Source organism: Pseudactinotalea sp. HY158 (assembly GCF_009660225.1).
In the GTDB taxonomy this organism is placed as follows: Bacteria; Actinomycetota; Actinomycetes; order Actinomycetales; family Beutenbergiaceae; genus HY158.
In genome coordinates this window covers 1,244,341-1,257,522 of record NZ_CP045920.1, presented here as the reverse complement: position 1 = coordinate 1,257,522, position 13,182 = coordinate 1,244,341, and the positions used below count along the sequence as shown (strand labels likewise).

The following is a 13,182-nucleotide window of genomic DNA, read 5'->3' as shown; positions in this document are numbered from 1 at the left end:
GGTCCGCGGAATCATCGCCCGAGACCGTCACTGCCAATACCCGGCGTGCGACGAACCACCCGGCTACGGCGAGATCCACCACTCCCGATGGTGGTGGCAACACAACGGCACCACCTCGACCGCCCAGGGCATCCTGCTCTGTTGGCACCACCACGACCTCGTCCACCAACGCGAGATCACCATCACCCGCCGCAACGGCACCTGGACCTTCACCGACCGCCACGGCCACCCCCTCACCGCGACCCCCCACAGCCACCGCGGCACCACCACCAGCCCGCCCGGAGAACCCCGCACCACCTGAGCAACCAAGGACTCGGCCGCACCGATACCACCCGCGACATCAAACGCCGCACGAGCGATCGGAGAGACGATGGGCATCATGCAGATTCACCCGCTGGCAGGACGCCGGATGCGCGCCTACCTGCTCGACGCGACCGGCTATCTCGGCGTCGCCGCGGCGATGGTGCCTGCCGGCCTGGTGCTCAGCCGCAACGCGCCGCCCTCCCCGGGCGCCGTGCTCCGCACGCGCACCACGTTTCCCATGAGCGCCGTGCTCCCCATGCGCACTGTGCTCCCCATGCGCGCCGTGCTCCCCATGCGCACCGCGCTCCGCACGCGCGCCGTGCTCCCCATGCGCGCGGTGTTCCCCGTGCGCGCCGTGCTCCTCATGAGCGCCGTGCCGCCGATCGTGGCGACCATCTGGGCGGCGCGAGCCGAGGCGGGGGCTGATCACGCGACGTGGGGCAAGCGCCGGATGGGTCTCATGGTCGCCACCGAGCGCGGTCCGGCGCTTGAGTTTCCTCGCGCGCTCGCCCGCAACGCCATCAAGATCGCGATCCCGTGGCAGGTCGGCCACCTCGTCGCCATCGGGGCGGTGGCCGGAGGATTCGACCGCTCCGATCCGTTGACGCTCACCGCCGGCATCCTCATCTACCCGATCATCGGAGCATTCGCCGTAATGAGCGCGTTCGGCTCGGGTCGCGGTCCCCACGACCGCCTCACGGCCACGCACGTGATCGCCCGCTGAGCGGGCGGATCACCACGGGGCCGCCCGCTTTCCACCGCTGAGCCACGGCCGGGTCTACGCTCGCAACCACGACGCCGACGATCGCCGGCGCCTGACGAGGGCGCCCCACGGGCCTCCGGGACGCCACGAGCGGAGTTCGAAGGAGAGCACCATGTCGGTCAACACGCCCACGCCGCGCAAACAGAAGTTCATCCCGCCGTCGAGCAGCCATCCCGTGGACCAGCTGCTCCCGGCCGGCCGCATGGCCACGCTCGGCATCCAGCATCTGCTCATCATGTACGCCTCGGCGGTGGCCGTCCCGCTCATCGTCGGCGCCGCCGTGGGGCTGCCGACCGAATCGATCGCGGTGCTCGTGAGTGCCGACCTGCTCGTCTCGGGCATCTTCACGATCATCCAGGCGGTGGGGATCGGCAAGATCCTCGGTGTCCGGCTTCCGGTGGTCACCGCCGCGACGTTCACGGTGCTCTCCCCGATGATCATCATCGCCACCTCGTTCACCGACCGGACCCTCGGCATGCAGGTGGTCTACGGGGCGATGATCTGCTCGGGAGTCTTCGGCGTGCTCATCGCCAAACCGTTCTCCCGGCTCATCCGCTTCTTCCCCCCGCTCGTGGCCGGCACCACGATCACGATCATCGGGCTCTCGCTCATCGGGGCCGACGTCGGCCTCATCGCCGGCGAGGACCCGACCGCCGCGAGCTACGGGCAGGTGTCCCACATCGTGCTCGCCGTCGTGGTCGTGCTCATCATCGTGCTCATCTCCCGCTTCTTCACGGGATTCCTCAACCAGATCGCCGTGCTCATCTCCCTGGTCATCGGCACGATCATCTCCGGGGTCATGGGCCTGAACGACTTCTCCGCGGTCGCGGACGAGAAGTGGATCGGCTTCGGCGGGATCTTCCACTTCGGCCCGCCCAAGTTCCAGGTCGCCGCGATCGTCTCCCTCTGCCTGGTCATGCTCGTGACCTTCACCGAGTCGACCGCCGACATGCTCGCGGTGGCGGAGATGGTCGACAAGGAACTCAAGCCGAACGACCTGGCCCGCGGACTGGCGAACGACGGCCTCTCGGCCGTGGTCGGCGGTGTCATGAACGCCTTTCCCGACACCTCGTTCGCGCAGAACGTCGGACTCGTGGGCATCACGCGGGTCCACAGCCGCTGGGTGGTGGCCACGACCGGTGTGTTCCTCGTGATCATGGGCTTCATCCCGAAGGTCGGTGCGGTCGTGGCGAGCATTCCCGGGCCGGTCATCGGCGGCGCGGCGACGGTGATGTTCGCGATGGTCGCGGCCGTCGGCATCCAGACTCTGCACAAGGCGAACTTCAAGAACAACCAGAACCTGCTCATCGTCGCCGTCTCCCTCTCGTTCGGCATGATCCCGACCGTGGCGCCCCACTTCTACGACAAGTTCCCGGAGGGATTCCGGATGGTCTTCGGCTCGGGCATCACCTCGACCGTCATCGTCGTGTTCATCCTCAACCTGCTGTTCAACCACTGGGTGCGCGGGCCGCGGGGCGAGCACGCCGTCCAACACGCCGTCGATTCGGGTGCGGGCGCGCCGGATACGCGTGGGGACGACGGTCCCACACGTTTCGTAGGCGAGTGACCGATCGACTCAGAAGTCGGCGATCACGAGCTTCTTCATCGCCAGCATCGTCTCGAAGGCGCCCGGCCGCTCCATGAGTTCGCCCATGTTCGCGGGCACGATCTGCCAGCTCACCCCGAAGCGGTCCATGCACCAGCCGCACTGCTCGGCCTCCGGCACCGAGGACAGCGCCTCCCAGAGCCGGTCGATCTCCGCCTGCCCGTCGCAGGCGATCTCGAGGGAGAATCCGGGCGTGAACGTGAACTCGTGCTCGGCGCGGCCGTCCATCGCGGCGAACATCTGGCCCGCGAGTGTGAAGTCGGCGAACATGACCCCGGCCGGCTCCTCCGGCTTCCCGATGACCTGCCCGATCCGGGAGCCCTGAATCAGGCCCGTGTAGAACTCGATCGCCTCCCGTGCCCGCGGCTCGGCCGTCGTGAACAGGAAGTCGGGCACGAGGTGGTTCCCCTCGCCGGCGTCCGTCTCGGTGTACATGAGCTGCCAGTTGACGCCGTAGCGATCCTCGACCCAGCCGTAGCGCCTGCTGTAGGGCTGCTCCCCGATCTCGATGCGCACGACCCCGCCCTCACCGAGCCCGTGCCAGAGCCGGTCGATCTCGGCGAGGGCCGCCTGCTCGTCGCCGCCGTGGTCGGCCGGGTCGACGTTGACGAGGAAGGAGAGGGCGGGGTTCGGCAGGAACTCCTCCCCCGCGTTGATGAGCCGGATCACGTGGCCGCGGATCGTCACGTCGACCACGAGCGGCTCACCCGCGAAGTCGCGCTGGAAGTCGAGCAGGCCCTCCTGCGGGTAGCGGGCGGTCACCTCGGAGGCCGCATTCGGGAACACCCCCGCGTAGAAGTCACCCACCTCGACGGCGTTCCGCCGGCACCAGATATTGGGCACGATGCGTTGCATGACTCCTCCTCGAAGGGAAGAGTCAAGGATGCGCCTTCGCCCGGGCGCTGACAACCCCCGGGCGAACGCCCACCTCAGGCGCGCAGGGTGGCCCCGAACCGCTCGGCCGCGGCCGCCACGATCGCCTCCCGCACGGCCGCGGACTCCGCCGCCGTCAGGGTGCGGTCGTGCGCCCGCAGGCGCAGCCCGAAGGCGAGCGACTTGCGGCCGCCGGCCACCGAGTCACCCGAGTAGACGTCGAAAAGGCGCACCTGCTCGAGCAGCTCGCCCCCCGCCGTCCGCACGCAGGAGAGCACCTCGGAGGCGGGCACGCCCGCATCGACGACGAGGGCGATGTCCTCCTTGACCGGTGGGTACGTGGCCAGGCCCGCGAGCTGCCTGGGCTCGGCGGGCGCGGCGTCGAGCAGGGCGGTCAGGTCGAGCTCGAGGGCACAGGCGCGATCGGGAAGCCCGAGCGCCTGGGTCACCTTCGGGGTGAGCTCGCCGGCGTGCCCGATCACGCGGCCACCGGAGAGCGTGAACGCGGCGCAGCGGCCCGGGTGCCACGGCGCCCGGTCGGTGGCCGCGGACAGGCTCACCTCCACGTGGAGGAACTCGGCGATCCGGCCGGCGAGCGCGATCGCGTCGGCGTGGTCGTAGCCGGCCGCAGCGCGCGAGCCGGCCGGGTCGACGCCCGCGGCCCGCCGGTTCCCGGCGAGCAGGGCCGCCACGTGCAGCGGCTGGGCCGGCACGGCGGCACGGATCGCCGCGAGGGTCTCGTGGGGCGGATGGACGGCGTGCGGCGGCAACGGCGAGGCGCTCGGCTCTCCCCCGATCACCGGCACGGACGCGATCTCGTAGATGGCCAGGTCGGTGGTGCCGCGCCCGAGGTTGCGCACGGCCGCGTCGACGAGGGTCGCGAGCAGGTGCGAGCGCAGCAGCGGACGGTCCGCGGCGAGCGGGTTGACCAGCCGCAGCGTGCTGCGGCGCGGGTCGCCGGCGGGCAGGCCGAGCTCGTCGTGACGCTCGGCACTCGTGAACGGGTAGGTGAGCACCTCGACGAGGCCGAGGTCGGCGAGGAGGGTCGCCACGGCGCGGCGACGCTTCTGGGCCGGGGTGTAGCCGCGCCCGGCGGGGGCGGTGGGCAGGATCGAGGGGATCTTGTCGTAGCCGTGGAGCCGCACGACCTCCTCGACCAGGTGCTCGGCGGCGACGAGGTCGCTGCGCCAGGTCGGCGGGGTCACGTGCAGCGTGGCCCCGGAGCTGCGGTGACGCCCGGCGCCGTCCCCGGTGACCTCGACGGTCGCGCCGAGGTCGCGCAGCAGGCCGATCACCTCCTCGTCGGTGTAGGCGACGCCGGCGATCCGGCTCGGCAGCTGGGCGTCCATCGTGATCGTGGCCGGCGGCGCCGTGCGGTCGAGGTCGAACACGTCCCCCTCCGCGGTGCCGCCCGCGAGCTCCACGAGCAGCTCGACCACGCGGTCGGCGGCGACGGCCTGCAGGGCCGTGTCGACCCCGCGCTCGAACCGCTTGGCCGCCTCCGAGGGCAGCTTGTGACGGCGAGCGGAGCGGGCGATCGTGATCGGGTCGAAGTGGGCGGCCTCGATGAGCACGTCGCGCGTGCGCTCGCCCACCTCGGTCTCGGCCCCGCCCATGACCCCGGCGATGCCGAGGATCCGGCCGGCATGGCCGCCACTCGCGCCGCCCGCGTCCGTGATGAGCAGGTCGCCGGTGTCGAGGGCGCGGTCGGCGTCGTCGAGGGTGACCAGCCGCTCCCCGGCGCGGGCACGGCGCACGGTGATCGGGGCGGCGAGCGTGGCCAGGTCGTAGGCGTGCAAGGGCTGGCCCAGGTCGAGCATGACGTAGTTGGTCACATCGACGGCCAGGGAGATCGGGCGCATGCCCGCCTGGTTCAGTCGCCGCACCATCCAGTCCGGGGTGGGAGCGGCCGGGTCGATCCCGCGCACGATCCGGGTGACGAAGCGATCACAACCGGGCAGGCCATGGATGGGGGCGTCGTCCTCGATCGTGACGGGGAAGCCCGACGCGGTCGCGGACGGCACCTCGCGCAGGCCCGGATCGGTGAACGCGGCGCCGGTGGAGTGGGAGTACTCGCGGGCGACCCCGCGCATGGAGAAGCAGTAGCCGCGGTCGGGGGTCACGTTGATCTCGAGCACCGCCTCGCCCAGTCCGAGCAGCGCGAGCGCGTCGGTGCCGGGGGCGGGGGCGGGCTCGGGGAGCACGACGATGCCGTCGTGGTCCTCCCCCAGGCCGAGCTCGCGCTGGGAGCAGATCATGCCGTCGGAGACGTGACCGTAGGTCTTGCGGGCGGCGATGGCGAAGTCGCCGGGCAGCACGGCGCCGGGCAGGGCCACGACGACCGCATCCCCCACGGCGAAGTTGTGCGCCCCGCAGACGATCCCGCGCGATCCGGTCTCGTCGCCCAGGTCGCCGACGTCGACCCGGCACCAGTTGATCGTCTTGCCGTTCTTCTGCGGCTCGGGCGTGAGTTCGAGTACGCGCCCGACCACGAGCGGTCCGGTGACCACGGCGGAGGTGTCGATGCCCTCCTCCTCGAGCCCGACGCGCACGAGGTCGGCGGCGAGGGTCTCGGGGGTGGCGTCCGCGGGCACGGCGACGTGGTCGCGCAGCCAGCTCAGGGGTACGTACGGCATCAGCGCTGTCCTCCCAGCGAGAAGCGGATATCGCCCTCGACCATGTCGTGCATGTCCTCGATTCCGTGGCGGAGCATGAGCGTGCGCTCGATGCCCATGCCGAACGCGAATCCGGTGTACTCGGCCGGGTCGACGCCGCAGGCGATGAGCACGTTCGGGTTGACCATGCCGCAGCCGCCCCATTCGATCCAGCCGGGGCCGCCCTTCTTGTGCGGGAACCACAGGTCCATCTCGGCCGAGGGCTCGGTGAAGGGGAAGTAGCTGGGGCGCAGCCGGGTGCGCGCCTCGGGGCCGAACATCGCGCGGGCGAAGTGGTCGAGCACGCCGGTCAGGTGGGCCATCGTCAGGCCCTTGTCCACGGCCAGGCCCTCGACCTGGTGGAACACGGGGGTGTGGGTGGCGTCGAGCTCGTCGGTGCGAGCGACCGTGCCGGGGCAGGCGATGTACAGGGGCACGTCCCGCTCGAGCAGGGCGCGGGCCTGCACCGGGGAGGTGTGGGTGCGCATGACCAGATGCGCGTCCGCGGGCTCGACGAAGAACGTGTCCTGCATCTGCCGGGCGGGGTGATCGGCCGCGAAGTTCAGGGCATCGAAGTTGAACCACTCGTGCTCGATCTCCGGCCCCTCGGCGATCTCCCAGCCGAGGCCCACGAAGAAGTCCGAGATCTCCTCGGAGATGGTGCTCAGCGGGTGCCGGGCGCCGAGGGGGAACCGGTCGGTCGGGATCGTCACGTCGACGGCCTCGGTCACGAGCATCCGGGCGTCGCGCTCCTCCTCGAGCTCGACCTGCCGGGCCGCGATCGCCTTGTTCACCCGGCCGCGGGCCTGCCCCACGAGCTTGCCCGCGACGCCCTTCTGCGCCGGCTCGAGGCCACCGATCGCCCGGTTCGCGAGCGCGAGCGGGCTCCGGTCACCCGTGTGCGCGAGCCGGACCTCCTTGAGATGCTCGAGGGAGTCGGCGGCGGCGACGGCGACGAGCGCCGAGGTGATCGCGGCCTCGACCCCGTCGGCGTCCAACGGCGACAGCGAGCCGTCGGGTGAGGGCGTGGAGGGTGTTGACATGAACTGCGCTTTCTCTCGTCCGGGGACCACAGCGAAGTCTACGGGCGGCTAGAACCTGCCCTGCACCCGGCCGCTGAACTCGGCCAGGAACCGCAGGTGGGCGGCCAGCCCGGTGCGCACGAGGCCGGTGAGGTCACTGAGTTCGGGGTTCGCTGGGTTCGTTGGGTCTGCAGGATTGTCTGGGTTCGCAGGGGCTTCGGGATTGCCCAACGGCCGGGCCGCGAGCGGGGGCACGTAGGCGAAGCACTCGTACGGGCCGGGGATCCCGAGTTCCGTGGCAGCCTGCGCCCACGGCGCCGGGCCGGTGAGGAATTCGCGGTCCGGTCCGGTGAGATCGGCGATGGCCGCCCCGAGGTGGTCGGCCCGGCCGAGCCCGCAGTAGCGCCCGAACCGGGAGTTGATGAGATACAGCCGGGAGTGCCAGCACGTGAGCACGTCGCCGAAGGCGCTCGTGAGCACCGGGAAGGAGTAGGAGGCGTGGATCGGGTCGGCGAGCTGCGAGACGGCCGCGGCGATGTGGACCGGGTCGACCGTGCGCCAGTAGCCGTCACCGAGGTAGCCGACTCCTCGGTCCCACAGGTCCCGCACGCTCGCGGGCAGGTGGGGGCCGAGGGTGAGCCGGGTGTGCTCGCTCACGGGTTCGACGAAGGCGAAGGCCCGCAGCGCCTCGTCGAGATCGCCCGCGGAATCGAGCCCGCCCGTCACGGACCGTCCGGCACGGGCACGAGGGTCGAGGCCCATTGCCGGGCCGGCAACGCTGCGGCCGCGGCGGCGATCTCGGCGTCGAGCCGGTCGGCCCAGGCGCGCGGGGCGCGGCGGGAGGAGGGAGCCGGATCCGGAAGCTCGCCGCGGGCGGCGAGGGTGGCCGCGGCGAGCGTCGGGTGGGCGCCGGGTTCATACGTGCGCAGCCAGCGGGCCTTGTCGGCGATGTAGTCGGCCCGGAGCGCCTGCTCGCCCAGGTCCCGGGCGGTGGGCCGGAACCGGCGCGCCGCCGCCGAGCGGCCGTCGAACCACTGCGTGAACGTGAGCGCGCGCAGCGCCGCGACCTGCTCGGCCAGGTGCTCACCGTAGGGGGCCGCCATCGCCTACTCCACGGGGGCGTCGTCGTGGCTCGCGGCGAGCCGGCGGGCCTGGCGGCGATGCCGCAGGTACTCGATGATCATCGGCACGACCGAGACGGCCACGATGAGCAGGATCGCCACCTCGAGGTTCTCGTGCACGAGCGGGATCTGTCCGAGGAAGTAGCCGATGAGGGTCACCCCGACCGCCCAGAGCACGGCGCCCACGGCCGACCAGGTGAAGAACCGGCGCCGCGGCATCCGGCCCACGCCGGCCACGACCGTGACGAAGGTGCGCACGATCGGCACGAACCGCCCGATCACGAGGGCCTTGTTCCCGTGCTTGTCGAAGAACGCGATGGTCTCGTCGAAGTACTTGCGCTTGAGGATCCGCCCGTCGCGCGCGTACAGCGACGGCCCGATCGCCCGGCCGATCTCGTAGCCGGCGACGTTGCCCGCGAAGGCCGCCACGGACAGGATCACGCACGCGAGCCACAGCGGGATCGGGATGAGGCCCTGATGGATGAACAGCCCGATCGCGAAGAGCAGCGAGTCGCCCGGCAGGATCGGGAACAGGAGGCCGCATTCGATGAAGACGATGGCGACACTGACCCAGAAGAACGCCGAGCCGAACGTGGTCAGCAGGTATTCGGGGTTCATCCACGGGAAAATGTCGTTCACGGCGCCCAGCCTACGGGCAGCGGCCCACACTCGGGCCTGCCTGGGCCCGCCTGGGCCGGCCTGGGCGAGCCGGGGCCGGGCCACGCGGGCCGAACTGGGACGCGGTTCACATGCCGATCGGGTTCGCGGCCTGTCGGCGGTGCTCAGTAGTGTGGGGGGCATGGCCACTGAACCAGCACCGATCTCATTCGCCCGTGGCGCCCCGTCGCTGGACATCATCGATGTCGAGGGGCTCAAGGCCGCCGCCGACCGGGCGTTCACCAACGACCCGGCCCGCACGTTCGGCTACGGCACGTCCGTGGGCTACGTGCCGCTGCGGGAGTGGATCGCCGAGCAGCACGGGGTCGCCCCCGAGCAGGTGATCGTGACGAACGGCTCGATGCAGGCCGATGCGTTCCTGTTCTCCACGCTCGTGGAGGCCGGGGATTCGGTCGTCGTGGAGAGCCCCTCCTACGACCGCACACTCTCCTCGCTGCAGGGCCGCCACGCGGATCTGCACGCCCTCACCCTCGAGGCCGACGGCGTGGCCGTGAACGAGCTGCGCGACCTGCTCGCCGGCGGCAGCCCGGTCAAGCTCGCCCACCTCATCCCGAACTTCCAGAACCCGGCCGGCTACACGCTCGCCGGTGAGAAGCGCACGGAGCTCGTCGACCTCGCGCGTTCCTCGGGCATGACGATCTTCGAGGACGACCCCTACGTCGAGTTGCGCTTCACCGGCGAGCGGCTGCCGACCATGCTCTCGCTCGCGACCGGCGGCGAGGTCGTCTACGCCTCCTCCTTCTCCAAGACGGTCTGCCCCGGGATCCGGGTCGGCTACCTCGTGGGCGAGGCCGGCGTCATCTCACGGATCGCCAAGCTCGCCACCTCGACCTATATCTCCCCGAACATGGTCGCCCAGTCGATCGTGCACGAGTTCATCCAGGGCGGGTCGTACGAGCGCTCGATCGAGACGGTGAAGAAGGCCCTCTCCGAGCGGGTCGACGTGCTCGCCGAGGAGCTGACCGCCCGGCTGCCCCAGGCCCGGTTCGTCAAGCCGGAGGGCGGCTACTTCCTGTGGCTCACCTTCGACGAGGACGTGGACGGCGACGCCCTGTTCGCGAAGGCGGCCGACCGCGGCCTCGCCGTGGTCAAGGGTTCGGACTTCCTGATCAACGGCGCCAAGAACTCCCTGCGCCTGGCCTACTCCGGGGTCGGGGTCGACGATATCCGCGAGGGCGTCACCCGCCTGGCCGCGGCGTACGGCGACCTGTAGTACGCGACCCTGGCCGCGTCGTCCATGAGCCCTTAGGGTGAGCGCATGGACGGCGCGGCGCGGGTTCTCGAGGTGGGTGAGCGCCGGGTGCGGCTCTCCTCGCCCGACCGGCAGATGTGGCCGGGGGTCACGAAGGCGGACCTGGCCGAGTACGTGATCGCGGTGGGGCCGCGGCTGCTCACGGCGATCGGCGATCGACCGGTGACGCTGCAGCGCTTCCCCCAGGGCACGAGCGGGCAGGAGTTCTACTCGAAGAACCCGCCTCGGGGCATGCCCGAGTGGGCCAGGGCCGTGCCGGTGACGTATCCGAGTGGGCGTTCGCATCCGCAGCTCGTGATCGACGAGGTCGCGACCGCCGTCTGGGCGGTGCAGATGAACACGGTGACGTTCCATCCGTGGCCGGTGCGCACGGGCGATACCGACCGGCCCGACGAGGTCCGCATCGATCTCGACCCGCAGCCGGGGCGCTCGTTCACCGACATCGTGCGCGTGGCGCGGGAGCTGCGGGCCGTGCTCGGCGAGGTCGGGCTCACGGGCTTCGTCAAGACGTCCGGGTCGCGCGGGCTGCACGTGTTCGCCCCGATCACGCCCGAGCACGAGTTCACGGACGTGCGGCACGGGGTGATCGGGGTCGCGCGGGAGGTCGAGCGGCGGCTGCCGGAGCTCGTGACCACGGCCTGGTGGAAGGAGGAGCGCGGGGAGCGGATCTTCGTGGACTTCAACCAGGCGAACCGGGACCGCACGATCGCCTCGGCCTATTCGCCCCGGGCGCTGCCGGGGGCGACCGTGTCGATGCCGGTGGCCTGGGAGGACCTGGACGAGGTGTCGACCGGCGACTTCACGGTCGGCACCGTGCCCGGGATCGTGTCGGGCACGGCGGATCCCTGGGAGGGGATGGCCGAAGCCGCCGCATCGTTCGAGCCGGCGCTCGCGCTGTGGGAGGCGGACCTGGAGCGCGGGCTCGGCGAGTTGCCGTTCCCGCCGGACTATCCCAAGATGCCGGGCGAGCCGCCGCGGGTGCAGCCGAGCAGGCGGCGGATGGAGTAGGGGCGGCGCAGCTTCCGCGTGTCCACAGTGCGGCCGTGTCCGTGACCGTACCGGTGACGCTCGCGTAGCCTGGGCTCATGACCGGGGAGATCGTCGCGATCGTGATCAGTGGGGGCACGCTGCTGATCGCGTTGGCGGGCGGCTTCGGCTGGGTCATCCACCGAATGGATGCGGTCCGAGACGAACTGACGAACCAGTTCGAAGGGCGAGTCACCGAGTCCGAACACAGGGTGACCGGCCGGATCGACTCCGTCGAGAATGGTCTCGGCACGCGGATCGACGGAGTCGAGAACGGCCTCGGCACGCGGATCGACTCCGTCGAGAAGGGTCTCGGCACGCGGATCGACTCCGTCGAGAAGGGTCTCGGCACGCGGATCGACGGAGTCGGCGGACGCATCGACGCACTCGACGAGCGGCTCGGCGGGCGCATCGACGCACTCGACGAGCGGCTCGGCGGGCGCATCGACGCACTCGACGAGCGACTCAGCGGGCGCATCGACGCACTCGACGAGAAACTGAGCGGGCAGATCGACGACGTCGAGAAGAACCTCACAGAGGTGAAGATCTCGATCGCACGGCTCGAAGGCCCGACCAGGCCGATGGTCGCTCGTTAATTCGTCCAGCCCTATTCACCTCAGCACCCGCGCCAGGTCGTAGGCGGGCGCCCGTTCGATCTGCTCGAGCCGGCAGCTCTCCGGCTCGCGGTCGGGCCGCCAGCGCAGGAACGTGACGGTGTGCCGGAACCTGTTCCCCTCGAGCTGGTCGAAGGCGACCTCGACCACGCGTTCGGGGCGCAGTGGTACGAACGAGGTGTCCCTCGCCGAGGAGAAGCGGGTCCGTTCCCGCTCGGCGTGGCGGACCTCGCCGCCGGCATCGCGCTCGACGAGCGGTTCGAGCTCCTCCTGCAGTTCCAGCCGCCGGGCCGCGGTGAACGCCGAGATGCCACCGACCCCGATGAGGTCGCCCGCGTCGTCGTACAGCCCGAGCAGCAGCGAACCCACGCCCGCGCCCGACTTGTGCACGCGATACCCCACGAGCACCGCCTCGGCCGTGCGCGCGTGCTTGATCTTGATCATCGTTCGCTTGCCGGGCAGATACGCGCCGCACGCGGGCTTCGCGATCACGCCGTCGAGCCCGGCGCCCTCGAAACGGGCGAACCAGTCCGCCGCCTGCGCGGCGTCGTCCGTCGTCCTGGTCAGGTGGATCGAGGACGACGCTCCCACGCCTTCGAGAGTCGCCTCGAGTCGGGCCCGGCGCGCCGAGAACGGCTCGGGGAGAAGGCTCACGCCCGGATCCGTCAGTTGGTCGAAGGCGATGAACTCCGCGGGGGTCTCGGCCGCGAGCCGCTCGATCCGGGAGGCGGACGGGTGGATCCGTGCCGTGAGGGAGTCCCAGTCGAGACGCTCGGCCCCGGGCTCCCCGGCGCGCACCACGAGCTCGCCGTCGAGGACGACTCCGGCCGGGAGCCGCTCGGCCATGATCGCCACGAGTTCGGGGAAGTAGACGGCCAAATCCTTACCGCTGCGGCTCGCCAGCCGCACCACTCCCCCGTCGTTCACCGCGAGGCAGCGAAATCCGTCCCACTTGGGTTCGTAGGAGTACTCCCCCACCGGGATGGACCGTGCGGCCTTGGCGAGCATCGGCTGCAGCGGGAATTCGATCGGCAGGCTCATCGGGCCATCCTGCCAGCGCTGCAGCATGAGCATCAGGGCCCCACCGTGGTTCGGCTCGCCGAAATGTTCGCCACCGCACGACAGACGCGAGCACGCAGGCGGACGGGCGAGCCAGCCCTGCGGGAGCGGAGATGAGCGGGAATACGGCTGCCACCTTCCGAGCCGGCACCGTGATCTTCCTCCTCGGCTCGGGTGGCTCGGGTGGGTCGATTGAATGTCGGTGCTCGGT

Annotated in this window: 12 protein-coding genes; 5 read left to right on the top strand and 7 right to left on the bottom strand. The window is 70.9% G+C overall.

Annotated features, from left to right (window positions below; translation table 11 throughout):
• Positions 1–379 precede the first annotated feature (379 nt).
• Together GCE65_RS05590 and GCE65_RS05585 are read left to right on the top strand one after the other, a co-directional pair.
• Entirely contained in the window at positions 380–1,027 is a 648-nt protein-coding gene (locus tag GCE65_RS05590) for an RDD family protein (RefSeq protein ID WP_194928839.1), read from the top strand.
• Between the two features lie 151 nt (positions 1,028–1,178).
• The gene (locus tag GCE65_RS05585) at positions 1,179–2,633 is read left to right on the top strand and encodes a nucleobase:cation symporter-2 family protein (RefSeq protein WP_153877684.1); all 1,455 of its coding nucleotides are present in this window, start codon (positions 1,179–1,181) and stop codon (positions 2,631–2,633) included.
• Positions 2,634–2,642: 9 nt separating this feature from the next.
• On the opposite strand, the gene GCE65_RS05580 is transcribed toward GCE65_RS05585, so the two are convergent.
• The 6 genes from GCE65_RS05580 to GCE65_RS05555 form a co-directional block, all read right to left on the bottom strand.
• Positions 2,643–3,527, bottom strand: coding sequence for a VOC family protein (locus GCE65_RS05580; RefSeq protein ID WP_153877683.1), 885 nt, complete (start codon positions 3,525–3,527; stop codon positions 2,643–2,645).
• A 74-nt stretch (positions 3,528–3,601) separates the two neighbouring features.
• Positions 3,602–6,181 (bottom strand): phenylalanine--tRNA ligase subunit beta, encoded by a 2,580-nt coding sequence (pheT, locus tag GCE65_RS05575; protein WP_153877682.1) that lies wholly within the window; start codon positions 6,179–6,181, stop codon positions 3,602–3,604.
• Positions 6,181–7,242, bottom strand: coding sequence for a phenylalanine--tRNA ligase subunit alpha (gene pheS / locus GCE65_RS05570; protein WP_153877681.1), 1,062 nt, complete (start codon positions 7,240–7,242; stop codon positions 6,181–6,183). Before pheS ends, pheT begins: the two co-directional genes overlap by 1 nt.
• A 48-nt stretch (positions 7,243–7,290) precedes the next feature.
• Entirely contained in the window at positions 7,291–7,947 is a 657-nt protein-coding gene (locus tag GCE65_RS05565) for a hypothetical protein (protein ID WP_153877680.1), read from the bottom strand.
• Entirely contained in the window at positions 7,944–8,324 is a 381-nt protein-coding gene (locus GCE65_RS05560) for a hypothetical protein (protein WP_153877679.1), read from the bottom strand. The genes GCE65_RS05565 and GCE65_RS05560 overlap by 4 nt, the downstream gene beginning before the upstream one ends.
• A 3-nt stretch (positions 8,325–8,327) precedes the next feature.
• A complete protein-coding gene (locus tag GCE65_RS05555; protein ID WP_152910410.1) occupies positions 8,328–8,960 on the bottom strand; it encodes a DedA family protein in 633 nt (210 codons plus the stop codon).
• 181 nt (positions 8,961–9,141) lie between these two features.
• On the opposite strand from GCE65_RS05555, the gene GCE65_RS05550 reads away from it, so the two are divergent.
• The 3 genes from GCE65_RS05550 to GCE65_RS05540 all read left to right on the top strand — a co-directional run bounded on the left by GCE65_RS05550 (position 9,142) and on the right by GCE65_RS05540 (position 11,894).
• The gene (locus GCE65_RS05550) at positions 9,142–10,233 is read left to right on the top strand and encodes a PLP-dependent aminotransferase family protein (RefSeq protein ID WP_152910386.1); all 1,092 of its coding nucleotides are present in this window, start codon (positions 9,142–9,144) and stop codon (positions 10,231–10,233) included.
• Between the two features lie 45 nt (positions 10,234–10,278).
• Complete coding sequence (ligD, locus tag GCE65_RS05545; RefSeq protein WP_194928838.1) at positions 10,279–11,280, top strand: non-homologous end-joining DNA ligase; 1,002 nt, start codon at positions 10,279–10,281, stop codon at positions 11,278–11,280.
• A gap of 77 nt (positions 11,281–11,357) precedes the next feature.
• Entirely contained in the window at positions 11,358–11,894 is a 537-nt protein-coding gene (locus tag GCE65_RS05540) for a hypothetical protein (RefSeq protein ID WP_153877678.1), read from the top strand.
• Between the two features lie 15 nt (positions 11,895–11,909).
• On the opposite strand, the gene GCE65_RS05535 is transcribed toward GCE65_RS05540, so the two are convergent.
• On the bottom strand, positions 11,910–12,953 hold the full coding sequence (locus GCE65_RS05535; RefSeq protein ID WP_153877677.1) for an ATP-dependent DNA ligase: 1,044 nt from the start codon (positions 12,951–12,953) through the stop codon (positions 11,910–11,912).
• Positions 12,954–13,182 lie beyond the last annotated feature (229 nt).